This is a genomic window from Wolbachia endosymbiont (group A) of Norellia spinipes, assembly GCF_964273535.1.
The window spans coordinates 115,512-138,838 of sequence record NZ_OZ187006.1; the positions used below are offsets into that span (position 1 = coordinate 115,512).

Annotated in this window: 19 protein-coding genes, 1 tRNA gene and 7 pseudogenes; 8 read left to right on the top strand and 19 right to left on the bottom strand. The window is 35.2% G+C overall.

What is annotated here, in order from left to right:
• Window positions 1-4 precede the first annotated feature (4 nt).
• Window positions 5-967: a tRNA dihydrouridine synthase DusB gene (gene dusB / locus ACFZP3_RS00575; RefSeq protein WP_264735904.1), complete on the bottom strand. Its 963-nt coding sequence runs from the start codon at window positions 965-967 to the stop codon at window positions 5-7.
• A gap of 28 nt (window positions 968-995) precedes the next feature.
• Window positions 996-2,276 carry a hypothetical protein gene (locus tag ACFZP3_RS00580; RefSeq protein ID WP_386086575.1) on the bottom strand — a complete coding sequence of 427 codons (1,281 nt, stop codon included), beginning with the start codon at window positions 2,274-2,276 and terminating at the stop codon, window positions 996-998.
• Window positions 2,277-2,419: 143 nt separating this feature from the next.
• Between ACFZP3_RS00580 and serS the strand changes: the two genes are divergently transcribed.
• Window positions 2,420-3,697, top strand: coding sequence for a serine--tRNA ligase (serS, locus tag ACFZP3_RS00585; RefSeq protein ID WP_264687727.1), 1,278 nt, complete (start codon window positions 2,420-2,422; stop codon window positions 3,695-3,697).
• A gap of 34 nt (window positions 3,698-3,731) precedes the next feature.
• A complete protein-coding gene (gene purD / locus ACFZP3_RS00590) occupies window positions 3,732-5,003 on the top strand; it encodes a phosphoribosylamine--glycine ligase (protein ID WP_386086577.1) in 1,272 nt (423 codons plus the stop codon).
• A 433-nt stretch (window positions 5,004-5,436) separates the two neighbouring features.
• Here the strand turns inward: purD and ACFZP3_RS00595 are convergent.
• Window positions 5,437-6,020, bottom strand: a pseudogene (locus ACFZP3_RS00595) (transposase); the annotation flags it as partial.
• A 25-nt stretch (window positions 6,021-6,045) separates the two neighbouring features.
• On the opposite strand from ACFZP3_RS00595, the gene ACFZP3_RS00600 reads away from it, so the two are divergent.
• The 3 genes and pseudogenes from ACFZP3_RS00600 to ACFZP3_RS00610 form a co-directional block, all read left to right on the top strand.
• The gene (locus ACFZP3_RS00600; protein ID WP_386086579.1) at window positions 6,046-7,029 is read left to right on the top strand and encodes an IS481 family transposase; all 984 of its coding nucleotides are present in this window, start codon (window positions 6,046-6,048) and stop codon (window positions 7,027-7,029) included.
• Between the two features lie 85 nt (window positions 7,030-7,114).
• Window positions 7,115-7,940: pseudogene (locus ACFZP3_RS00605) on the top strand (transposase family protein).
• A gap of 63 nt (window positions 7,941-8,003) precedes the next feature.
• A pseudogene (locus tag ACFZP3_RS00610) lies at window positions 8,004-8,220 on the top strand (transposase); the annotation flags it as partial.
• Between the two features lie 107 nt (window positions 8,221-8,327).
• On the opposite strand, the gene ACFZP3_RS00615 reads toward ACFZP3_RS00610, so the two are convergent.
• From ACFZP3_RS00615 to ACFZP3_RS00630, 4 genes and pseudogenes are all read right to left on the bottom strand, one after another.
• Window positions 8,328-9,189, bottom strand: a protein-coding gene (locus ACFZP3_RS00615; RefSeq protein ID WP_386086489.1) for an IS630 family transposase whose coding sequence is annotated in 2 segments (ribosomal slippage) — window positions 8,328-8,865 and window positions 8,864-9,189 — 864 coding nt in all. Because the reading frame shifts where the segments join, the coding sequence is not laid out codon by codon here.
• A 49-nt stretch (window positions 9,190-9,238) separates the two neighbouring features.
• Window positions 9,239-9,836, bottom strand: a pseudogene (locus ACFZP3_RS00620) (hypothetical protein); the annotation flags it as partial.
• Between the two features lie 31 nt (window positions 9,837-9,867).
• The gene (locus tag ACFZP3_RS00625; protein ID WP_264687725.1) at window positions 9,868-10,170 is read right to left on the bottom strand and encodes a hypothetical protein; all 303 of its coding nucleotides are present in this window, start codon (window positions 10,168-10,170) and stop codon (window positions 9,868-9,870) included.
• A gap of 21 nt (window positions 10,171-10,191) precedes the next feature.
• Window positions 10,192-10,746 carry an AAA family ATPase gene (locus tag ACFZP3_RS00630; RefSeq protein WP_386086581.1) on the bottom strand — a complete coding sequence of 185 codons (555 nt, stop codon included), beginning with the start codon at window positions 10,744-10,746 and terminating at the stop codon, window positions 10,192-10,194.
• Window positions 10,747-11,165: 419 nt separating this feature from the next.
• Here ACFZP3_RS00630 and ACFZP3_RS00635 point away from each other — a divergent pair.
• Window positions 11,166-11,549: pseudogene (locus ACFZP3_RS00635) on the top strand (transposase); the annotation flags it as partial.
• Window positions 11,550-11,749: 200 nt separating this feature from the next.
• Here ACFZP3_RS00635 and ACFZP3_RS00640 read toward each other — a convergent pair.
• Window positions 11,750-12,295 (bottom strand): annotated as a pseudogene (locus tag ACFZP3_RS00640) (IS256-like element ISWpi15 family transposase); the annotation flags it as partial.
• A 223-nt stretch (window positions 12,296-12,518) separates the two neighbouring features.
• Here ACFZP3_RS00640 and ACFZP3_RS00645 point away from each other — a divergent pair.
• Window positions 12,519-13,534: pseudogene (locus tag ACFZP3_RS00645) on the top strand (IS110 family transposase).
• A 189-nt stretch (window positions 13,535-13,723) separates the two neighbouring features.
• Here ACFZP3_RS00645 and ACFZP3_RS00650 read toward each other — a convergent pair.
• Together ACFZP3_RS00650 and gatB are read right to left on the bottom strand one after the other, a co-directional pair.
• Window positions 13,724-15,250, bottom strand: coding sequence for a hypothetical protein (locus ACFZP3_RS00650; protein WP_386086583.1), 1,527 nt, complete (start codon window positions 15,248-15,250; stop codon window positions 13,724-13,726).
• Window positions 15,251-15,382: 132 nt separating this feature from the next.
• Window positions 15,383-16,807, bottom strand: a complete 1,425-nt coding sequence (gene gatB / locus ACFZP3_RS00655; RefSeq protein WP_264687817.1) for an Asp-tRNA(Asn)/Glu-tRNA(Gln) amidotransferase subunit GatB — start codon at window positions 16,805-16,807, stop codon at window positions 15,383-15,385.
• 374 nt (window positions 16,808-17,181) lie between these two features.
• On the opposite strand from gatB, the gene ruvX reads away from it, so the two are divergent.
• On the top strand, window positions 17,182-17,649 hold the full coding sequence (ruvX, locus tag ACFZP3_RS00660) for a Holliday junction resolvase RuvX (RefSeq protein ID WP_253309368.1): 468 nt from the start codon (window positions 17,182-17,184) through the stop codon (window positions 17,647-17,649).
• A gap of 44 nt (window positions 17,650-17,693) precedes the next feature.
• Here the strand turns inward: ruvX and ruvC are convergent, their stop codons facing one another.
• From ruvC to ACFZP3_RS00705, 9 genes are all read right to left on the bottom strand, one after another.
• Entirely contained in the window at window positions 17,694-18,182 is a 489-nt protein-coding gene (ruvC, locus tag ACFZP3_RS00665) for a crossover junction endodeoxyribonuclease RuvC (RefSeq protein WP_253309367.1), read from the bottom strand.
• Entirely contained in the window at window positions 18,183-19,010 is an 828-nt protein-coding gene (locus ACFZP3_RS00670; protein WP_265017353.1) for a cytochrome c oxidase subunit 3, read from the bottom strand. It abuts the gene before it with no gap.
• 47 nt (window positions 19,011-19,057) lie between these two features.
• On the bottom strand, window positions 19,058-19,717 hold the full coding sequence (locus ACFZP3_RS00675; protein WP_386086586.1) for a TenA family transcriptional regulator: 660 nt from the start codon (window positions 19,715-19,717) through the stop codon (window positions 19,058-19,060).
• 40 nt (window positions 19,718-19,757) lie between these two features.
• Window positions 19,758-20,432 carry a TenA family transcriptional regulator gene (locus ACFZP3_RS00680; RefSeq protein ID WP_264687814.1) on the bottom strand — a complete coding sequence of 225 codons (675 nt, stop codon included), beginning with the start codon at window positions 20,430-20,432 and terminating at the stop codon, window positions 19,758-19,760.
• Between the two features lie 125 nt (window positions 20,433-20,557).
• Window positions 20,558-21,730 carry a methionine adenosyltransferase gene (gene metK / locus ACFZP3_RS00685; RefSeq protein ID WP_265016733.1) on the bottom strand — a complete coding sequence of 391 codons (1,173 nt, stop codon included), beginning with the start codon at window positions 21,728-21,730 and terminating at the stop codon, window positions 20,558-20,560.
• A 63-nt stretch (window positions 21,731-21,793) separates the two neighbouring features.
• Window positions 21,794-21,870, bottom strand: a tRNA-Ile gene (locus ACFZP3_RS00690).
• Between the two features lie 9 nt (window positions 21,871-21,879).
• Window positions 21,880-22,149, bottom strand: coding sequence for a 50S ribosomal protein L27 (gene rpmA / locus ACFZP3_RS00695; RefSeq protein ID WP_386086589.1), 270 nt, complete (start codon window positions 22,147-22,149; stop codon window positions 21,880-21,882).
• Between the two features lie 10 nt (window positions 22,150-22,159).
• Window positions 22,160-22,462: a 50S ribosomal protein L21 gene (gene rplU / locus ACFZP3_RS00700; protein ID WP_096617066.1), complete on the bottom strand. Its 303-nt coding sequence runs from the start codon at window positions 22,460-22,462 to the stop codon at window positions 22,160-22,162.
• A 330-nt stretch (window positions 22,463-22,792) separates the two neighbouring features.
• Complete coding sequence (locus ACFZP3_RS00705) at window positions 22,793-23,260, bottom strand: P44/Msp2 family outer membrane protein (protein WP_264687812.1); 468 nt, start codon at window positions 23,258-23,260, stop codon at window positions 22,793-22,795.
• Window positions 23,261-23,327 lie beyond the last annotated feature (67 nt).

Below are 23,327 nucleotides of genomic sequence, written 5' to 3' on the forward strand. Positions count from 1 at the left end.
ACAGCTAGTGTGTCTCTTGACCAAAAAAGCCAATAATATTTTCTTTCACTTCTGTGCTATCTGTCATGTTATTTACTCTCATGCGAAATTCAGATGAGCTTTGAAGCCCGCTACTGTACCAACCTATGTGTTTGCGGGCCATCTTTATTCCTGTGTTATTTCCATAGTACTCAAGAATATTGTCGTAATGCTCGAGTATGATGCTTAATCTCTCTGAAGCTGTTGGCTCAGAAGTTTCACTTCCACTGAGAAAGTTCATTGCTTGATTAATCAGCCAAGGTTTACCGTAGGCACCACGACCTATCATCACTCCGTCTGCTCCAGATTCTTTGAGAGCATTCTGAATATCATTTAAATTTTTAATATCGCCATTTACTATAACTGGAATTTTCACTTGCTCCTTAACATTTCTAACGAATTTCCAATCTGCTTGGCCGTTATAGAGCTGTGCCCTCGTTCTTCCATGCACAGTGATCATTTTTGCTCCTAAGTCTTCGGCAATTTTCGCAAGCCTCGGTGCATTGCGATTTTCATCGTTCCATCCAGTGCGCATTTTTACCGTAACTGGCACATTCACTGCTTTGACCACGGCCTCAATTATCTCAGCGGCTTTTTTCTCATCGCGCATTAGTGCTGATCCTGCATAACCGTTTACAACTTTTTTAACAGGACAACCGAAATTTATATCTATTATTTTTGCACCCATATCCTCGTTGAGCTTTGCAGCCTCTGCCATTACATCCGGCTCGCATCCAGCAAGCTGCACAGCAGTTAATTCATCGACTTTTGCTTTTTGCAGACTCTGGCGAGTTTGCATAATCATGGCTCTGCTTGCAATCATTTCTGAAACTAACAAACTTGCACCTAGCTTCTTTACAATACTTCTAAACGGATAATCAGTTACCCCTGACATTGGAGCTAAAATAACTGAAGAATCAATCGTCAAACTTCCTATTTGGAGGGGCATAAGGTTAATGGTAATCCTTCATTGTAAACTATATAGCAAACTGAGCTGTATTCTGCACCCTTGAGGTAAGAGAGGTGTCCGTTCCTGGTGGAAGATCGCATAAAAGCCCGTTTTCTAGATCTTCCTTCCATTTTTCATCTTCCATAAGCGCTTTTGTAAACTCTCTTCTTTTCTTTTGCAATTGTTCTGGATTAGGCTTGTATTCCGATAACTCTGCGTCAATTTCATCAAATGATTTACCTTCGTTGAGCATTTGCGTAATCCTATGAGCGTTTTCCAATGCAAATATTCCACAATTATGTCCATCGCTTTGTTGTTTGGCTCCGGAGCTTCTTATATTACAGTTCTCTATTTCCAAAACTGCTTCCAGTGCGCTCACTATATTATCAGTATTTATTGGGACATTAATTAATTCATTTTTCTTGTTCCGACACGTTTGTGCTGTCTCTTTGACATCTTTACTCATTTCTTTTTTTCCTTGCGCATTCAACTCACTAGCTTGATCAGTAAGAGGTGTAACCAATTCTTTAATTGCATTTGCAAGTTCTATTTTCTTACGTTGACTACCAGGACTTGGTAAATCAGCACTAAAAGAATCACAATAATAAGCTCTAAATTGTTTATTATCCGAGTTGTATGCAACAACTAGCGTTACCCAATGATTACCACCCAAATTAATAACTGAAGTAAATATCCTTTTCGAACTCTCTCGTTCTGCTTTATTTTTATATTTTCCCAACCTTTCACTCAAGGTTTCAAGATTACCAGGAATACAGAAGAATACACCATCCGTAAAATCTTCTGAATACTTATATTTAATTCTTGCAATATTAGCAATATCATGTTGCTGCAACCAGTAAGCGTAATTCTTTCTATTTGTTTGATGCACAAGAGTGTCCAAATTTTCATGAAACTCTTTACCACCCAAACCACTATCCAAAGAGCTTCTATGACTACTGTTCCTTGAATCGGGTTCACTGCCTGGTACAACACCACTATCTCCATCTTGAGTTTTTTGCTCACCTTGACCTGCTCCTTTTCCATTAACATAACCTTTTACCAAGTGAAATAAAGGTTTAACAATCATTTTGTATGCTGCTGTAAGGACTACTCCCATTATAATCCAAATCACAGGATGAGAAATTAGCATAGCAAGTGGAAAGGTCAATAGAGGAAATCCTATTATCAACCCCAAACAGCCAACAGCAAATGTGGCTGCTAGGCATACGCAAGTAGCGTAGATAACGAATTTCCCACCAGCAAAGTAAGTGCTCTCTTTAAATTGATTATATTTTTCTGTGATGCCCATACTACATCCTATGAATGCTAAGTTAATTAAATTTTAACAAATTCTAACAAAAAAATCAACCATAATAATTTTAGTAGTATGAGAAAATATTGAATATTAAGAGCTTTTGAAGTACAGTAACAGTGTTAGTAATAGCACAATATATGCACGATATAGAATATATACGCAAAAACCCTGAAGGATTTGAAAAGGCAATGAAAAGCAGGGGGATAAGAGAGTTTACTGCAAAAGAGATATTAGAAATTGATCACGAGAAAAGGTCATTAACCACTAAATTGCAAGATTTAAATAGGCAGCGCAATGAAATCACAGAGGAAATAAAGAAGCTTAAAATGAGCAAGAGCCCTTGTGAAGAGCAAATAGAGTTGTCAAAAGACATCACGAATGAGATAGAGGCAATTAGCTTAAAGGAACAAGCAGAAAAGGATAAGTTAGTGAATGTTTTATCTAACTTGCCGAATATTCCTGCGCAAGATGTGCCAATAGGCGCAGATGAGAACTCTAATTTAGAGGTGAGAAGATATGGAGGAAAAAGACAGTTTGATTTTGTACCAGAATCTCATTATGAACTCGGAGAAAAATTAGGTTTAATGGACTTCGAACAAGCGGCGAAAATTTCCGGATCAAGATTTGCGATATTAAAAGGACAGTTAGCTAAGCTTGGACGAGCGCTAATAAATTTTATGCTTGAAATGCATGTTAATGAATTTGGCTATACTGAGGTGTACCACCCAGCTTTGGTGAAAAACGAAGCTATGTATAACGTTGGTCAGCTACCAAAATTTTCTGACGATTCGTATTTAACTACCGACGAATTGAGGTTGATTCCCACAAGTGAAGTGTTTTTAACAAATTTGGTTGCTGATAAAATAGTAGAGGAAAAAGAACTGCCTATTCGTTTTACTGCGTATTCAGAGTGTTTTCGTAAAGAAGCAGGCAGCGCAGGGCGAGACACGAGAGGCATGATAAGGCAACACCAATTTGGTAAAGTGGAGTTGGTGAGTATTACAACTGAAGACCAATCAAATGATGAACTTGAGCGCATGACGAGTGTTGTTGAAGAGATATTAAAAAAACTAGAATTACCGTATAGAGTAATGCTACTGTGTAGTGGTGATATGGGTTTTGCTGCACAAAGGACTTATGACATAGAGGTATGGTTACCTGAGCAAAATAAATATAGAGAAATATCAAGCTGCTCAAATTGTGGTGCATTTCAAGCAAGAAGGATGAACGCTAAATACTCTTCAGAAACTGATAAAAAGATAAAAAAATATGTTCACACTTTAAACGGCTCAGCTTTAGCTATAGGAAGAACGATTGTTGCCATAATGGAGAATCATCAAAATTCTGACGGGTCGATTGCAATACCAAACGTGTTGCAAAAATACATGAGTAATGATACTGTTATAAGCAAATAATAATTTTGACATATAGAAAAGCGAGGAAATAAAGATGAAGGTTCTGGTTATAGGTTCTGGTGGACGTGAGCACGCTCTACTTTGGGCTCTAAAAAAATCTCCTATCTTGACTGAGTTATATGTAACTCCTGGTCGCCAAGCTATGAAAGATCTTGGGACTCTTGTGGATGTAAATATTCAAAATTCAGTGGATGTTACACAATTTTGCAAGAGAGAAAATATAGAGTTGGTTGTTATTGGTCCAGAACAACCAATAATTGATGGACTTGCTGATGATTTAGTTGCAGAGGGAATAAATGTTTTTGCTCCGAGTCAAGCAACTGCAAAACTTGAGGGATCAAAGTCTTTCACCAAAGGACTATGCAAGCGATATGGCATACCAACTGCCAAGTACGAGTGTTTTGTTGATGAAGGATTAGCTAAAGATTTTGTACGTAGCAATAAAATAAAGTTTCCACTTGTAGTGAAAGCAAATGGAATTGCGGCAGGGAAAGGCGTGATGATATGTTGCGCAGAAAACGAAGCTTTTTCAGCAATAGATTCAATGCTAGTGGAGAAAGAATTTGGTGAATCAGGTGAAGAAATAATCATAGAAGAATTTTTAATTGGAGAAGAAGTAAGCTTTTTTGCTCTTGTTGATGGGTTGAAAGTAGTAACTCTTGGGTGCGCAAAAGATTATAAGAGAGTGAATGAAAATAATGAAGGCCAAAATACTGGGGGTATGGGATCGTACTCATCACCTTCAATTATAAGTAAGGACATGGAGCAAAAAATCATCCAAAAAATAATATACCCTACAGCTCAAGCATTGGTTAACATGGGTACGCCTTATAAGGGAGTACTCTTTGCTGGTTTAATGATTTGCAGAGATGGCCCAAAACTTCTCGAGTATAACGTTAGATTCGGTGATCCAGAAACGCAATCTATATTACCTAGATTTGATTCAAATTGCGATTTGTTAAAATTGATGTTGTCAATTGCAGAAGGAAAGTTAAATGTCAAAATGGTGGAACTTAACAACAAATCTACAGTTTGTGTAGTTGTTGCAAGTAAAGGCTATCCGGGTGATTATCAAAAGGGAGAAGTAATTAAGGGATTAGATAAAATTGAAAGCATTCCTGGTATATTGGTATTTCACGCTGGTACTAAATTAGATGAGAGTGGTAATTGGGTTTCAGATGGCGGAAGAGTGCTAAATATAGTAGCAGAAGGGAGCACTATAGAGGAAGCCAAAAGTAAGGTGTACTCAGCATTAAATTTTTTAGAATGGCCAGGGGGCTTCTTCAGATACGATATTGGTAGTTAATGTTAGCTGTCGGTTAGCAGGTAGACCAACCGATTCCAAAACGAACACCCCTCACGCTAGCTGATTTTTGTTGCTGAAAATGGTTGTATTATTTAAGTTTTTAGTAGTATTCAATGCTAAATTAACATTGATTCGTCAGGAAACAGCGAAGAAAAATGTATCCGTTAAGGGAAGTGGCAAAGAAAAAAAATAAGTGAAAGAATATATTAAAGTGATAATAATGCAAAATATTTGGTAGCAATTGTAGAGCTAGATGTTTCAACTGTTAATTAGTCTTGTCGAGCTGTATAATACCAATTCTCAATAATAATGAGACAAATGAAAAAGAGTGCTTTCCGCCTATAAATGGAGGTTTAAGTGAATTTATCGTATATTCTATTTGTCTTCCCAATAACGAAGTTTGGTATAAGAACTTGTCCGCAAACCAGTAAATTCAAGAATATTCCCTCTGCAACATAACCTTACTCATAGCTAAATATATAAAATTTTCAGTAGATGTTGTAAGCAAATCATACTCCTTTGATAGCCTTCTATTCCTCCTTTGATAGCCTTCTATTCCTATTGATCCAAGCAAAAGTTCTTTCTACAACCCACCTTCTGGGCTGCACTTTAAATCCTGGATCTCGTTGAGGCAATAGTTCTGGTGGCGTGTCTTGATGCACCCAAAATCTGCACGGAGGCCTCTTAACAATTTCAATGTCTATTCCATATTCTTTCTTTATATGATCCTTTAAATCTTTTTCTTGATACCCCATATCAGCCCACATTTTTCTAATTTTACTATATTTTTTCTTCATGTTATCTAATGCTATTTTCACGCCATCTCTGTCATTTTCATTGGCAGCTCCGACATAGCAACTGAGTATAAACCCTTGAGTATCTGTGATTATATGCCTCTTTCTACCTTTGACTTTCTTGCCTCCATCGTAACCTTTGACCCCCTTTTTCTGTTGTCTTTATAGATTGGCTATCCACTATACAAGCACTTGGCTCCTCGTTTCTTTCCATTTTTGACCTATGTATGGTCCCAGAGTGTGATGGTATGATAAAATATGAGAAAAAAATACCATCAAAGGAGGAGTTATGGTTACATGGGTGCGCCAAAACAACACAGACGATTCGTAGAGCAATACAAAATAGAAAAGAGAGCATAGCAAAACTCTCCAAGCATTATAACCTTAATCCAAAAACTATTATTAAGTGGAGAAAACGTTCATTTACGAAAGATGCTGATATGGGTCCAAAGCATCCAAGATCGACTGTTTTAACGCTAGAAGAGGAAGCTATAATAGTTACATTTCGCAAGTATACACTACTGCCACTAGATGATTGCCTTTACGCTCTGCAGTCTACAATTCCGCGTTTGACTCGCTCTAGCTTGCATCGTTGTTTACAAAGACACAACATTAGCAGATTACCAACTGTTGATGGAGAAGTTAAGTCAAAAAAGAAATTCAAACAATATCCTATCGGTTACTTTCATATTGATATTGCTGAAGTTAGAACTGAGGAGGGCAAATTACATTTGTTTGTTGCTATTGATAGGACATCCAAATTCACCTATGTTGAGTTGCATAACAGTGCTACAAAACCCATAGCTGCTGAGTTCTTACGTAATTTAATTAGAATTTTACCGTATAAAATCCATACTATTTTGACAGATAACGGTATACAATTTACAAACCAGAAGCGTCATAAGTATGCTTTCCAACACATATTTGATAGAGTTTGCGAAGAGAATGTTATTGAACATCGTTTGACAAAAGTTAGCTATCCTTGGACAAATGGGCAAGTTGAACGTATGAATAAAACTTTAAAGGATACTACAGTTAAGAAGTATTACTATCAATCGCATCAGCAACTTAAAGAACACCTTTATAACTTTGTTATCGCTTATAATTATGCAAAGAGACTCAAAACTCTTAAGGGTCTTACTCCTTATGAATTTATATGTTATCAGTGGACACAGTCTCCAGAATTATTTATACTAAACCAACACCACCACACTCTGGGACCATACATCTAAGACCTGGACAAACATTAGACTCCCTGCGAAAAGGTAAAAAATGGATAAAAAACACTAAAAAGTGTATAAAATAGCAAATTTGGCAATGGCAATAAGTTACGCAAAAGTTGCAAAAACCCCGTATGTTTTGAGGCAATTAACTGGTCTGACAAAAGAAGAATTTGAAAAAACAGTAGAAAAAGTTAGGCCAGAATGGAAAAAAGTTGAAAAACAAAAGAAATGCCAAGGAAGAAAATCGCACATTGAGACGTTAGAAGACAAGATTTTATGTATATTAATTTATTGTCGAACATACATAACACACCCATTTTTGGGCTTTTTGTTTAATTTGCATAACTCAAATATTTGCCGACTTTTGAAGAAAATGGAGCCATTATTGGCCAAAAAAATTACTATAAAAAAGGATAGAACGATGACTACAGACGGGATTTTGAAGATTTTAGCAGATGTAACAGAGCAGCCTGTGCAGCGTCCGAAAGACAACAAAAAACGCAAGAAAAGTTATTCCGGAAAAAAGAAAACGACCACGATAAAAACCGAAATTGTGATCGAAGAAAATGGGCAAATTTTGTCGATTTCAAAGTTGCATCGAGCACGATTTTAAGATAAGGAAAAAGGAAAAACTTCTTCCCACGGATAGCATAAAATACGCCGATTCTGGCTATCAGGGCTGGCAAAAGCTGCAGAGCAATGTCATAATTCCATATAAAAAGTATCGTAAAAAGCCATTAACTCCAGAGCAGAAAGAGCATAATAGAAGATTAGCATCATTTAGAATGAGAGTAGAAAATAAGATCCGTGAGATAAAGATATTTAAGATTATGTCGCATGTTTACCGTAATTTTCAGAAAAAATATAACATGAGATTTAATATTATTGCAGGTATTGTGAATTTGAGGCATGGGTTTTAACATCTTTTGGGTTTGGGATTTCTTACCGATTTTATCGGACAACCCGCTTCCACTTGTTTCGCAGGGGGTTTAGTAATTCTTGACAACGCAAGTTTTCATAAGTCCAAAAAAAACAAGGAAATTAATAGAAAGTGGGAAGTGTAAAATCTTATTTTTGCCACCATATTCGCCTGATTTGAATCCAATTGAGAAATTTTGGTTCCCTATTAAACGCTCCATAAGAAAAGCTCTGCCAAACTTTTGGCCAGATATTAATTCTGCTATTGATTTTGTCTTTTAGTGTTTAGGTAAACCTTTCTTGGGTTAGCTATAGCTACTTCGCGCTTTGAGTTTTTATAAAATCCGCTGAACGCTGCAATTATCGATTTATAGCTCTTCTCATAATAGTCAGAATAAAAAAGCAGAATCAACAGCTTGACGGAAAGACTTAAAAATAGGGATATTTTTTCTAGCTCTATTCTTTATAGCAAACCAATTATGCTCAATTTCGTTAAAGTCTGGAGAATATGGAGGAAGATAAAGAATTTCAGCACCAACTCCTCTAGCAAGATTATCTATTTTTTTAGATTTATGGAATGTAGCGTTATCAAGAATTACAGTTTGGCCAGACCTTAAAATTGGAGTTAAAAACTGCTCAAACCAAGCCTCGAAAACATCCTTATTGCAGTATCCTTCAAAGGTCAATGGAGCAATGATCTTCCTTTTATTTAGAGCTGCAATCATACTGACACGCTGAGTTTTTTTACCTGATTTTAATGAATGAAACCTCTCTCCTTTTCTGCAATATCCGTATGGGTAGTCTTCTGTATTATCTATTCCAGATTCATCAATATATACAAGATTTTCATGACGTTTTGTTGCTATAACCTTTAAAAATTGAGCTCGCTTTCCTTCATTTCTTTCTTTATATCCGTAGGTCTTTTTTTCTTGTAAATCCAATATTTTTAAGTGCGCGGTGAATCGTTTGTCGACTGATATTACCCCAGAGTTTAGCCATCTCTGACTGAGTTTTGCCACCATGGTTTTTTGCAAATTTGGTAAAAACATTCCAGTCAGTAATTTTATGGTTATATCCTACGCTTCCAGGCTTTTTTGACTGAAAATCTCCCGTTTCCTTACGCCTTTTCTGCCACTCATATAGAGTCGTTTTTCCAATTTTAAATCTCTCTGCAACAGTTGCTCTACTTTCTCCTTCATCCAATGCCTCCATTGCTTTTTTCCTTAAATCGTAACTATACGCTGCTGGCATACAAACCCCACTACCATAAATCCATATCTTAACTTGTTTGGATTATTATGAGAAGAGCTATAACTTTTCGACCAAATGTATTTGACGTAACACCTTCTGATAATTTGCTGCTTTTTCTTTTTCCACATTTTCGACAACGGCCATGTTCCATCTGATACCAAACTTCGTTATTGGGAAGACAAATAGGACATATTATAAATTTGCTTAAACTCCGCAATTACAGGCAAAAGGGCTATTTTTAATTTGTCTTATTATTAATGAGACTTGGTATGATATTCCATTACATAAGCCTTAATCTCCGGAAGATCTACTTTCTGATGGATATAAGGTTTTTCGCATATTACTATATTCTCTCCGCATTCGCAAGCAGATGACAACTCTATCTTTATCACCTCATCTGCTTCCATTTTAGCGCGATAATTACCTTTATGCCCAACTTGACCACCAATCTTTCTTTCGCTTTTCCTTTTTGTATAATTGTTTTGAGCTTGGTAGAGATGAATTTTTCGAGTTTAAACTAAGCCTTTCCTTTAACTCAGCGTTCTCTATCTTTAAAGCCTTATTTTCTGCTTCTAGCTCCTCTATCCTTGCTTCCAACCTTTCTATTTTTGCTGTAAATCTCTGCAAAGTTCTAAAAGATTTACCATGTTACCTAATGTTTTCTCTATGATTATCTTTTTAGATCACCTTACCACCTGATTCTGCCACTTTGCTGAACTGAGAAAAAATTCCCGTAAATTGAGACATTGGGTCAGACAACAGTGGATCACATTCTTTGTTAAAGCCATCATCATTGGATTTGATTTCTGCAATTCTTGTTATAAAATCAGCAGTTGTAATGCTCTTGCCACTGCCACGACGTATGGAACCAGCATGTGTAGCACGTACCAAATCTTTCAGTCCTGCCCCTGAAAAACCTTGAGTTTTTCCTAAAATTTTATCAACATCTACTCCTTCAAATGATAAATCCTCTTTCTTCATATGACTTTCCAATATCTTCTTCTATAACTGAGGAGTTTCTGGTGGAGAAAATCGAATTTTTTCAGAGAAACGACCAGGTCTAGACAATGCTCCTTTAAAAACTCCTGGATTGTTAGTTGCACCAATTACTATCACACGCTTATTGGAATTAAAGCCATCCATTTGATACAATAATTCAGCTTCCTCAGCCGATCTACCAGTCAACGCACCAAAAATGCCTTTGCTAGTAAGAAGACCATCTATTTCATCTATAAAAACTATACAAGGAGAGTGCTTCCTCGCATCTTCAAAAATCTTACGCAGGTTTACTGCAGTCATAGAAGGAACATTACTGATAATATCAGATGCAGAATAATTGAAAAATGAAACACCAGACTCATTTGCAATTATACGGGCAGCGAAGGTTTTACCATTCCCTGGTGGTCCATAGAAAATATATCCTGGTGCTGGATCAATTGCCATATCCTTTATATCATTGGAAATTTGCTTCAGCACTTTTTCAACTCCTTCTTCTAATATAATATCATCAAATGTTTCACTTCCCTTTTCTGGTTGTTTGGGTTTCGCTTGTGCCATCATTAAGCCAAAAACAAGAAGTAAAGATACAAAAGAAAACACAGTGAACAATACTGTGGATGTTTTTACAAAAGACTCCAGAACGATAGGTACTAAAGAGATACCGCTACCGAAAGATAAATACAACACAAGATAAGAAATCAAGATAGCAAAGGCAGCAATTGCTAAACATAAAAAAATAAATTTAAAATACCTTTTATATATGATAGACTTCACAACAACTATATACTGTAAGTATACTAATTTTTTTGTAGTATACAATGATAATTTTTCTAAATTTGTATAAAATCGTAGATTTAAACCAAAGTTATGTTAGATGTATGGTCCCAGAGTGTGATGGTATGATAAAATGTAAGAACCTGTTTAAAATCTCGGAGAGATGAGGTAAAATAGGCGTAGATTAAGAATGAGGTATATCTATGCGTAAAAATTATCCAAGTGATATAAGTCGAGAGCAATTTGAAAAAATCAGACCAATACTAGAGAGTGGCAGGAAGAAAACGAGACCAAGAAAACTTGATTTGTATGATGTATTTCGTACAGTGTTATACGTCCTAAAAAGTGGTTGCCAGTGGAGCAAAAGATTTTCCAAGGTGGGAAAGCGTATATTACTATTTTCAAATGTGGAATAAAAAGAATGGAGAAGAACCAAGTTTATTGGAATTAGTTTTAAAAAAAATTAGTTAGAGAGATCCGTATCAACAATGGTCGGAAACAGTTTCTGTATAATTGATGCTCAAAGTGTTAAAAACACAGATACTGCTGGCTTTGTTGCATGGCTAGGAATGAGAAGGATTAATGGAAGGAATTTACGAGGCAAATTCGAAAATAGGCATACCTATATCAGTAAAGTTGTTAATCAAATAGCATTTTAAAAGCACCTCTTGAGAGCGATTTACCTCAGATTTATTCTTAAAACTAAAACCAAATGTTTTTTTGAGCCTAAGGAAAAAACTCTCGATACGTGAAGGGAGTATTAAATAAACTATGTCAAACCGCATTTTTAGTTCAACTCAATTTTCAATCTGCCAGGAAAGAAAACACCAAGTTGAGAGATAGTTAATGCCCAATCATGTACAGGCATCGTCCACTTTTCCTCTGCCTTCTTTATAGCACAATATACCTGCTTATACAAGGCATTTATGCTGGTAAATGAGCCTTTGGTCTTAGTGAATTTCCTAATTTGCCTATGTAGCCCCTCTATGGGATTGGTGGTGTAGATTATCCTCCTAACTGGACCAGAATACTTAAAATAACCAGACAAGTTTTCCCAATTATTCTGCCAAGATTTTATAACCATAGGGTACTTTGTGCCCCATTTTTCATCCAATTCCAACAGATAATTCTCGGCAATTTCCTTGCTTGAAGCTTGATATACCTTCTTTAAATCGCTCAAAAAACTCTTCGCATCTTTACTGGCCACATACTTCAGTGAGTTGCGTATCTGATGCACTATACACATCTGCACTTCCGCATTAGGAAAGACACTGTTTATAGCTGCAGGAAAGCTTTTCAGCCCATCAACGCAGGCAATAAGGATATCTTCTACTTGTATCTTGTCAAAAGCATCTAATGTTTTAAGCTTAAGCATTAGGTGGAGAAGGGAGGAACTCTGTGCTTCTTCTTAGATATAAAATCTGTAGAGGAGATAAGAATTCCCTTCTCAAAAGTATAGGCTGGAAGGTATCGTAGAAAGACCTGAATGGTTCTAATTCTGTATTCACAAGACTAGCCTTACTTTTCATTTTTAATGGTAACGTATGGGGTTATATATGATCAACAACTTTTTGGGCATAGATATATCAAAAGATCGCTTTGATGTTTTTCTCTCATTTATAAGCAAAAAAGGAAAGCGTGAAACTAGAAAAAGAAGCTTTAAGAACGATGGTTTCAAAGTCTACTGAATTTTCTACACAAACATAATGTAGAAAAAGTAAAAACCTGCATGGAATCTACTGGTTGTTATAGCGAAGCACTGGCTGAATTTCTACACAATGCTGGACATTTTGTAAGTGTTGTAAATCCTTATTGCATAAAATCTTATGCAAGGAGTAAGCTGATACGACAAAAGAATGATCAGACCGATGCAGAAGTTATTGCTGATTATTGCCAAAGACAGGAACCTTCTAGTTGGACACCACCTTCTCCTGAAATGAAAAAATTAAAACATCTTTATCGTTGCTCAGTTGCGTTAAAAGATGAGTTAACATTAGTAAATAACCACTTAGAAAAAAAAGAGAGACTGCCTAAAGAAGTTGCAAATGCTTGGGAAGACCTTGCAATGAATATAGCTCAAAAAATAGAAACAATAAAAAACTCCGTACGTGAACTATTAAATCAACACAAAGAATTGTTGGAAAATTTTCAACTTCTATTGACTATTCCAGGCATAGGAGAAGAATCAGCAATAGCTATTTTAGCTGAAGTTTCTGATATAGAGGTTTTTAGAGATGCCAGGCAATTGGCAGCATATACAGGAGTTATACCACGAAATATGACGTCAGGTTCCTCTGTATATGCCAAACCCAGATTAAGTAAATCCGGTTCACAAACATTACGTAAGGCACTTTTCTTTCCTGCCATAGTAGCTAAGAATCACAATCCTATCATTATGAGCTTTTGCCAAAGATTAAAGGAAAAGGGTAAGCATAATATGGCCATCGTTGGTGCTGCAATGCGTAAGCTACTCCATATCATTTTCGGTATTCTGACATCCAAAAGTGCTTTTGATCCTAACCATATCAAAAACTACAGGGCTAGGAGGTTGACTGAAGGTTTAGTACTTTAAAATCAAAAATGCTTCCTATCTATCTTATGTAAAGTGGTATCTTACACAAATTTATTGAATGTTGTTGGTTAGTGGATATGTTGATAAGTAAACTTCATCTGTTTTGTGCGTATAAAACTAATTTACTTATCAACATATCCACTAACTATAATCTGTGTACTGTTACACAATTGGAAGTATTTTTTGATTTTATGATGCAACTTGGGAAATTTTTATAATTTTTTTGTTGACTAACAAGACGGTATCTCCTCTCACATTCCACTTACAGTCACGAGAAGTAATTAAAACATAAGGTTTTTTATGCCTAGGATGTAAAGATGAAGGTAAAAACCTTTTAATACCTTTATATCCCTCAGCATTATCAAAAATGAACAGGCTTCTCCTTCCCCTTCTTGCAAAAAAAGCATATGTTTCTTTAACAATAGTTTCTATCATCTTGTCATTTCCGTACTTATCCTGGGGAGAAATGCCTAGTTTATCATCTTTAGCTAAGTCCAGAAAAGAACTTTCCATAGTCTTAGAGTTTTCAGCACTTATCCATATAACATTGCCACCATAATACTTTCCATACTTGTAAGCATATTTCCTAGCTAACTCACTTTTTCCCACTCCTCCAAGACCACTAATAGTAGCAACCTGCGATATCACCGCTTGCCTGCCCGTGCTCCTTTGTAGTGCGTCATGTAAGGCTTTTAATTCAATACTTCTACCAGTAAAAGATGCCACTGGCTCTATTATGCCAAACCAAATCGCTCCTAAAATTTCCTCTCTTATTTTTTCAAAAAACTCATTTATTTCTTCATGTGATAGAAACTTTCCCTCTCTTGCTTTCATCCAATCCAGAACTTCTACCAGAAAGCGACCATAAACGTTCTTTTTATCGATATTATTAAATTCTTTGCCTAACTCATTCTCAATGATTTCCGCTAGTTTTATCTCGTTAGGTTGATTTACTGCAAATACTAATTTATCAAAAAATTCCCTTATATTCTCTTCTAACCTGCCTTCATTTGTCATTCGCTCAAACTCACGTTGCCATACCTGATTTCTTTCCAATTTTCTTTTTGAGTTTTGATCTGATTTACCTTGAAGTTCTTTTATCTCCTTTTCCAATTCTTCTATTGCTTCTTTTACAGCACTCTTAAATGCCGGTTGCACTATTGAAATCATGTTATCGTGAGTATAAGAGAACTTGTATCTCGTACCGCCGTATTTAAAAAAAATATCACTAGTGCTTATTACTTCAACTGCAATTTCTATTCCCTTGTTTGGTCCCGAAGTTTTTACTTTCAACTTTTTTATTGTATTTTGTGTTGTACTTTGAGCTAGATCGAAACCGATATTAGTACAGATAATAAAGTCCTCCAGGTCACCATCTGCAAAATCTTGATTATTTTTAGTCTTTAGGTAGGGAACAAAATATTTTGCCAAGCTAAATTCACCACTTTTATCTTTTGAAAGCAATTTGCCTACACCGATTTTTTCGCATTCATTTTGCTTGTGTTTGATTTGTACAAACCTATGTACTGTTGTTCCATTTTGCCTATATCGAAAAACAATATCATCAAAACCTGCAGCTGATTCCATTTCTGTGGCTAAGGGGAAAGAATATTCTCTATCTACTGCACGTTTGAGAAACAGCATTAGCCACTTCAATTGGTAAATATCACCATGAAAAGAGCGTTTTCTCCCTCCAGCAGGATAAGTTTCAGGCATCCTCAACCTCACATAATTTTATAAATAGTACCCATAAATGGTAAAAAAGTTATATGTCATGATATACAGATATCGTAACAAAGACCTTGGAATATCTACGAGATGTGCTGTTATGTAAATAAAAAAATGTGACTAATTACTTAATCTTTCACTCAAAATTGAATTCACAACATCAGGGCTGGCTTTTCCCTTGGTGAATTTCATGACTTCACCAACAAAGAAACCATATAATTTTGTTTTACCGCTTTTGTATTCTTGAACTTTATCTTGGTTGTCATTGATGATTTTATCTATTACCTCTGAAATTTGACATTTGTCAGTTATTTGCTTGAGATCCTGCTCTTCTATAATAAGGGATGCAGGCTTTCCAGTTTCAAACATAATATCAAAAACTTGTTTACCAAGTTTAGCAGAGATCGTTCCATCAACGATAAAATCTAAGAGTTCTGACAAAGCATTTGCTTTGATTGGGGAGCTCACAATATCAATATTTGCTTTATTTAAACGACCGAAAAGCTCTACAGTTAACCAGGTGACCGCGAGCTTTGAATCATGTTTTTTTATCAATTCCTCAAAGTAATCAGCAATCGCCTTATCGGAAGTAATGACATTTGCATCGTATTCGTTGATACCTAATTTTTCAATGTATCGCTGCTTTTTCTGCTCTGGCAACTCAGGCAAAGATGATTGAATTAAATCAATTTTCTCCTGGCTTACCTCAACAGGTAATAAATCAGGCTCAGGGAAGTATCTATAGTCGCTTGCATCTTCTTTGTTTCGCATCACTTTTGTTTTTCCCGAAGCAACGTCAAACAATAAGGTATCTTGACTTATTTCTTCCCCACCTTCTAAAATTTCAATTTGTCTTTGTATTTCATAGTCTATAGCTTGCACAATATAACGTATCGAGTTCAGATTTTTTATCTCACAACGAGTGCCAAATGTGCTACTGCCTTTTAGGCGGACAGAAACATTTGCATCACAACGAAGTGATCCCTTTTCCATATCACCATCACATGAACCAATGTAACGCAAAATCTGCCTCAATTTTTTCATGCATTCTGCAGCTTCCGCAGATGAACGGAGATCTGGTTCTGAAACAATTTCCATTAAAGCAACCCCTGCACGATTTAAATCCACATAAGTTTTGCTTTCCTCATGAACGCTCTTTCCTGCGTCTTGCTCTAAATGAATTCTCGCAATTCTTATTTCCTTTTCATTGTCGTTGATAAATACTCTACCATTTTTAACTATTGGCTCAAAAAACTGGGTTATCTGGTAACCTTGCGGTAAATCAGGATAAAAATAATTTTTCCGATCAAAGTAAGAACACTTATTAATTTCTGCAGAAATTGCAAGACCGGTGCGTATTGCTTGCTCTATGCAGTAATAATTTAGTATTGGCAGCGTACCTGGCATTGCTGCATCAACTAGAGAAACTTGAGTGTTATGCTCAGCACCAAACTCCGTTGATGAGCTAGAAAATAGCTTCGTATTAGAAGAAACTTGAGCGTGCACCTCAAGCCCAATTACCGCTTCCCAATCCTCTTTCGTCATGTATTTTATTTAAATGATAATCTTAATATTCTGCAAAATTAACATAAAAAGTCAAAACAAAACCCACATTTTTATTTTTTGTCTTAACTTTTTAACCTATAGTAATTAAAATATGACCTTACCCAGAAAGAGTGAAGAGAAAGAAAAGGCGTTTTTTTATAATAAAAATGTTTTTTCAAAAAGAGTAGTAATGACAAAAAGAAGAGAATATACAGTTGAGTTTTAATTAGAAGCTGTGTATTAAACAGCGTAGACATTCTGCTATTAATTATTGCATTTCTGAGCAATTTGATTCATTATTCTTTTTGTAAAAAATTTTCTTGACTTTCTCTCTACTTTTTCTGGGTAAGGTCACTTTAAAGGAAGTCTAATAGATGCTACATAGAAATCCAGATGAGTTTCTAAAGTCTATTCCAAAAGATAAGCGCATAATGTGCCTTGACATGGGAGAAAAGCAAATAGGTATAGCATTTAGCGATAAAACACAGCTTATAGCCACAGCTCATAGTGTATATTATAGGAAAAATATGAGCAAAGATTTAGGTTATCTGCATAGAATATTCAAAGAAAATGAAGCTGGATCAATGGTAATAGGACTACCATTAAAAATGGACGAGCAAGAAACTAAATGGTGTAAAACCATAATCCAATTCGCAAATAAAATAATAAAAAAATATAAAGTACATATATACTTACAAGACGAAAGCTTCTCAACATCTATCGCAACTCATACACTAAAAATCACTGGAATATCAATCACAAAATCAAAAAAAATAGATGATAAAATCTCCGCATGTATTATTTTGCAACGAACGTTAGACAAAATAAATACAATCAAATAGTTTTTTCAGATCTGGAAATCTTCAAACTGAATCTCATATAAAAGTTACTCAACAAAACAAGAACCTTTCGTATAAGCATGACAAATTGCTACAGCAAGAGCATCAGCAGCATGGTGACATTTTATACTCAAATTTTTAACTATTTGCTTCACCATAAATATAATCTGATCCTTATCAGCATGGCCATTTCCGGTAATGCTTTTTTTTACATAGTTTGCATCATATTCATTCATAGTTAGCTTTGTTATTTTTAACGCTAAAATTACAACCCCTCTTGCATATCCTAAAGTTAGTGAAGATTTAGGATTTTTATTAACAAAAATTTTTTCTACTGCAGCTTCATTCGGAGAATATTGAAATATTACTTTCTTTAATTGTTCAAAAATTATATGTAAGCGTTCACCTGTACCCAATTTTCCATCAGTTGATATGGTACCGCCGCCCAAAAATTCAATATTATTTTTCTCGTTCAGGCTGATAATGGCCCAACCAGTCTTGCTTATCCCTGGATCTAGACCTATTATTTTAACCACTTAATAAACGCTTAACCAATAGACAAACAAAAATAAAAACATCCAGACTACATCTACAAAGTGCCAATACCAGGAGGCAAACTCAAAGCACAAATGGTCCTGAGGTGTAAACTGGCCTTTCCGCGCTCTAAATAAACACACTGATAAAAATATTATTCCTATTATAACGTGTGCGCAGTGAAAACCGGTAATCATATAAAAATTGGATGTATAAATAAGCTTTTCTCCTGTTTCTTGTAGAGAAAAACTCGCTTCATGATACTCTATTGCTTGCACTATTATAAAAAAAACCCCAAGCAATATAGTTATGGACAGCATTTTAATCGTGCTCTTTTTATCATTTTCAAGTAAAGAGTGATTTGCCCAAGTAATTGTTGTACCAGAAAGCAATAATATTAATGTATTCATGAATGGTAGTGACCACGGATCAGGTGGCAAAATTCCCTCAGGGGGCCATTCAACTTTTTTTGCAGGAGAAAACGCCTCAAATAAAAAAACTGGATCAAGCCAGGCTTTAAAGAATGAACAAAAGAACACTATAAAAAATACGACCTCCGAGAGAATAAATAAGTACATTGCAAATTTGAGTCCATGTTTTACAATGGTAGTATGACATTTATCATAAATGGCCTCCCTTATTACATCTCTCCACCAATAGAACAGCACCCCTGATACTGCGGAGATTCCCAGAACTAAACAAAACATTCCGAAAATTTGTTTATGAAGCGCGCCAACTAATCCAAGTGCAAGAATAAGAATTGCTGCTGATATAGCAATTGGCCAAGGACTTGGGTCCACTAAATGAAAATCATGTTCTTTACTTTTCATAGCATTTTAAAAAATACTTACTAAGGATACAAATTAGCTTAAAATTGTCAATGTTCCTTAGGAAATTGATTGAATCTTGAAAAATTATATGCACCATTCAAAAAATCTAACATGAATTGGGCGCTTATTCTAAATAACTTAAGCATCCTGCTCTTTTCATTTTCTCTTGCCCTGCTGCAATATTCATCAACAATATTTTCCAAAATAATGCATCCAGATTCTATAAAACTACCGCTATAATAATCAAACCAATCCTTATATCTATTATTTTTCTTGAATCTATTCTTCATACTATCAACGATAGTCTTGTATATAAACATATAAGAATACAAAACTGTTATGGCTTCATAAGTGTTGCTATATGAGGTAGACAAAAGAAAATTAGTAAAATTTAAGCACTCAAGAGATTTCTCTCCACGACTTATAGCATATATAGCAAAGTAGTGGTTATGCAAAATTCTCTCAATAGCAATTGCCCCTCGAGCCACCCTAATAAGTGAAACAACATTGTTACAGCCTTCTACCCTGGATGCAGTAATTAAGACGGTACGAATATAATCACTCAAGAGTAATGTACCTTGTTGAATATAGAATCTGAAACTTTCTATACTTAGAGTTTTATTCTCCAATTCAACATTAAAAGGATGCTTAATTATATCCTTTAAAAGATTTGATCCATAACAACTCTTAATTATACCACTGAACACTACAATACTGCCAACGTAAACAACTTGTGCTAATGCGTTTTTATTGAGGTATATTAGAGCAATATGCCTCATCCAAAAACATTATCTCTAGCTCCAGTCCTTTCCTACAAAGCTCATATATCTTTTCCTTTTCACAGTCACTAGCTCTTTTGTATAGCCTACTTGTAATATCACTAACCTCCTCAACCACCGCGTCCATTCCTTTGCTATTACAGATATCAATCCACTTTTTGTATTTGTTATTTTTAATCCCCTTAGTTGTTATCTCATTTGCCATATGGCATATAACAATTTGGTATACATTAAAGGAAGAATAAGACAATACTAAGGTCTCAGTAACAGAATTGTGATACGCAGTACTCATGAAAAGGTCAACACAGGCAGAACAAGCTCTTGACTTTTTATGATTATCAGATAGATCACAATCCTCGAAATATTTTTTATATTGTTCTCGAAAATCAAATGCTCCTTTTGCTATATCAATTAACCTACTTATTGTTTCAACATCATTAACTTTAGCTGCAACAACTAAATGAGCACGAGCACAATCTACAGAACCTAGAAAATCCTGCTGAAGGTAAAATTTAAATCTTTTATAATCTAAAGTACCATTCATCAATTCAACATAAAAAGGATGTTCTTTCATCCTATCAATAAGATCGGAAAGCTCTTTTACAATTACGTTGTACAGTTCTCCTTCTATTTCGTTATACACTTTATGAGCCTCATAATAAAAACTGAATATAATAATTATCACTAATATAGTATAATTATTATGAAAAAGCAATTATACTTCAACAATAAGCTAGTATATAAATATGAGGCTGTAAATCAAAAATTTTAGCAATCTAAAGAAATTTTACTATTACCTTCTATATTGAATTCTCTACAAAGATCAGCAGACAAGTTCATGCTTTCCCAAGAAAATCCACCGTCATTTTCTGACTCTTTACCAAAATGTCCATAACAGGCTGTACGTTTATATATAGGGCGATTAAGCGATAAATGCTTGATTATGCCTTTTGTTGATAAATCTATACTATTCTCGATAAACTCTTTAATTACTCTTTCCTCCACCGCATTCGTACCAAATGTATCAATATAGAATGAAGTAGGTTTTGATACACCAATTGCATAAGAAAGCTGCACAAGACAACGTTCAGCTAAACCTGCAAAGACAATATTTTTAGCAAGGTATCTTGCCATATAAGCTGCAGATCTATCAACTTTGGTTGCATCTTTTCCGGAAAATGCCCCTCCACCGTGTGGAATATAACCTCCATAGGTATCAACCATAATTTTTCGTCCGGTTAATCCACAATCACTAACCGGTCCACCAATAACAAATCTACCAGTTGGATTGACTAAGAGATTTTCCTCAGGACATATCCACCCTTTAGGTAAAGATGAAACTATGTAAGGATAAATTATTTCTTTTACTTTTGATTGATCCAAATCCTCAGGGTGCTGTATTGAGACAATGATACTTTCAGCACGTACCGGGAGGTTATTCTCATATGCCAAAGTGATTTGTGATTTTGCATCCGGACCAAGCTTTGCTTCTTTAACTGCGCTCATGATATTTTTCAGAATCGAGTGTGCATAAAAAATGGGTGCTGGCATAAGGTTTTCTGTCTCTGTTGTTGCATAGCCATACATTATGCCCTGATCGCCAGCACCTTGATCCAACCCTATTGCAATGTCATTTGATTGCTCATGCAGCAGTATATTTACCTTCACTTTTCTCCAGTGGAAACCATCATGCTCATAACCAATATCTTTTATTGTATTCCGTACAATACTTTCAATCCTGCTATTTTTGATGTTAGGTCCGAATACTTCCCCAGCTATAATAACGTTATCTTTGGTGACTAAAGTCTCTATTGCAGCTCGCGCAAAAGGATCAGTGAAAAGGTATTCATCAAGTATTGCATCTGAAATTTGATCTGCTACTTTATCTGGATGACCAGCCGCCACTGACTCACTGGTTACTAAATTTTTATATAAACTCATGCTTTAGGTTTCTGCTTATACAATACCAAAACCGCTATAAAAACACAGTTAGTAATTACTAAATGGTGGGCCTGGGAAGAGTTGAACCTCCGACCTCACGCTTATCAGGCGTGCGCTCTAACCACCTGAGCTACAGACCCCTGATTTATTCAAGCTGAAGCTTTCATATTATCTGTAGGCAAGATATCAATAAAAGTCTTTTTATTTGCTGACCTTCTAAAGCTGACCCAGCCTTCTACTTTGGCAAAAATCGTATGATCTTTACCTATACCAACATTCTTCCCAGGATGGAATTTTGTGCCTCTTTGGAGCACAATTATGTTACCAGGAATAACCTTCCCATTCTTCTTTATTCCTAACCTACGACCTGCTGAATCTCTACCATTACAGGAACTACCACCTGATTTTTTAGTTGCCATATCTTACCTCTTACTTTTGAAGATTAATTTCATTGATACGAAGAACAGTTATATACTGCCTATGACCAGTCTTTCTACGGTAATTTTTTCTTCTTTTCTTCTTAAAGATTATAATTTTTTCTCCTCTACACTGCTCCAATACTTCAGCTTTAACAGTAGCATTAGATGAATAAGATAAGCCATTATTTGAAATACAAATCACCTTATTGATTTCTACCTCTTTTTTTTCTTCAACTTCTAACTTCTCTACTTTTATTATACTGCCTTCTTTTACTAAATATTGTTTTCCACCAGTCTCAATTACTGCAAACATGATAAATATAAATTATTGTTATTAACTTTAATCGTAAACGATGTCATATATGCTGTCAATATAAATAAAAAACATGACTTAATGCTCCTTCTGAGCTACTTAAATACTTCTATCTTTTTTCACCTTGTTATCTGCTTTTTCTCAGACAATAATTAATTCTCAAAAAATCTTGTTTTGAACAGAAGCAAAACTTGATCATTTTTAATCTCCCTCACTTTGCTTTTGCGGTAGGTCTCTAATTAAAACTCCATAATATGGCTTATTAATTATCTAGCAAAAATTCAGCTTCAATTTGAAAAAAGTACAACCTGTTGCTATTCAGCTGGGGTTTTATAAGTTATAATTTATTCCAAGCTCAAATCCATGATTATAATCTTCAAATGCTTTCAATAGACTATAACCAGCAAAAGCACTTGTCCTTGAAGAAAGCGGAAAATCAAGACCAGAGCTTATTTTATATGAGAAACCAAACTTTGACTGTCCAATAAAATCGATAGCAGCACCTATACCAACATTGACATACGGAGTGATATCCGTGTTTGTAAACTCGTAATGATAACGTAAATTTGCTAAAATTCCTCCTTGCAGTCTGTATTTAAAAATATTTGCAACTGAAATCATAGGCTCAACTGAAATTTTTACGCTGTTTGTGTAGTGATAACCGATACTATGACTAAAATTGCCAGAACTGTATGACGAAGAAGTATAGATCCTATCTCTAACCCAATCAACTCCAAAACATGGTACTGACAAAGAAACAGCAGGCAATATAGCTACTAAGGTAAGTAATTTTTTCATTTTTACCCTCCAAATATTGATATACGCATGTATACAAATATAAGCATTAAAAATAATATAATTACAG

Bases quoted from the DNA above. Each gene is read 5' to 3' on its own strand.
- gatB (WP_264687817.1), bottom strand. From the start codon at position 16,807: ATGACGAAAGAGGATTGGGAAGCGGTAATTGGGCTTGAGGTGCACGCT.
- rplU (WP_096617066.1), bottom strand. From the start codon at position 22,462: ATGTTTGCAGTAATTGAGACTGGTGGAAAACAATATTTAGTAAAAGAA.
- ACFZP3_RS00650 (WP_386086583.1), bottom strand. From the start codon at position 15,250: ATGCCTGAAACTTATCCTGCTGGAGGGAGAAAACGCTCTTTTCATGGT.
- ruvX (WP_253309368.1), top strand. From the start codon at position 17,182: ATGCTACATAGAAATCCAGATGAGTTTCTAAAGTCTATTCCAAAAGAT.
- metK (WP_265016733.1), bottom strand. From the start codon at position 21,730: ATGAGTTTATATAAAAATTTAGTAACCAGTGAGTCAGTGGCGGCTGGT.
- ACFZP3_RS00630 (WP_386086581.1), bottom strand. From the start codon at position 10,746: ATGGCACAAGCGAAACCCAAACAACCAGAAAAGGGAAGTGAAACATTT.
- rpmA (WP_386086589.1), bottom strand. From the start codon at position 22,149: ATGGCAACTAAAAAATCAGGTGGTAGTTCCTGTAATGGTAGAGATTCA.
- serS (WP_264687727.1), top strand. From the start codon at position 2,420: ATGCACGATATAGAATATATACGCAAAAACCCTGAAGGATTTGAAAAG.
- purD (WP_386086577.1), top strand. From the start codon at position 3,732: ATGAAGGTTCTGGTTATAGGTTCTGGTGGACGTGAGCACGCTCTACTT.
- ACFZP3_RS00625 (WP_264687725.1), bottom strand. From the start codon at position 10,170: ATGAAGAAAGAGGATTTATCATTTGAAGGAGTAGATGTTGATAAAATT.
- ACFZP3_RS00600 (WP_386086579.1), top strand. From the start codon at position 6,046: ATGATAAAATATGAGAAAAAAATACCATCAAAGGAGGAGTTATGGTTA.
- ACFZP3_RS00670 (WP_265017353.1), bottom strand. From the start codon at position 19,010: ATGAAAAGTAAAGAACATGATTTTCATTTAGTGGACCCAAGTCCTTGG.
- ACFZP3_RS00580 (WP_386086575.1), bottom strand. From the start codon at position 2,276: ATGGGCATCACAGAAAAATATAATCAATTTAAAGAGAGCACTTACTTT.
- ACFZP3_RS00705 (WP_264687812.1), bottom strand. From the start codon at position 23,260: ATGAAAAAATTACTTACCTTAGTAGCTATATTGCCTGCTGTTTCTTTG.
- dusB (WP_264735904.1), bottom strand. From the start codon at position 967: ATGCCCCTCCAAATAGGAAGTTTGACGATTGATTCTTCAGTTATTTTA.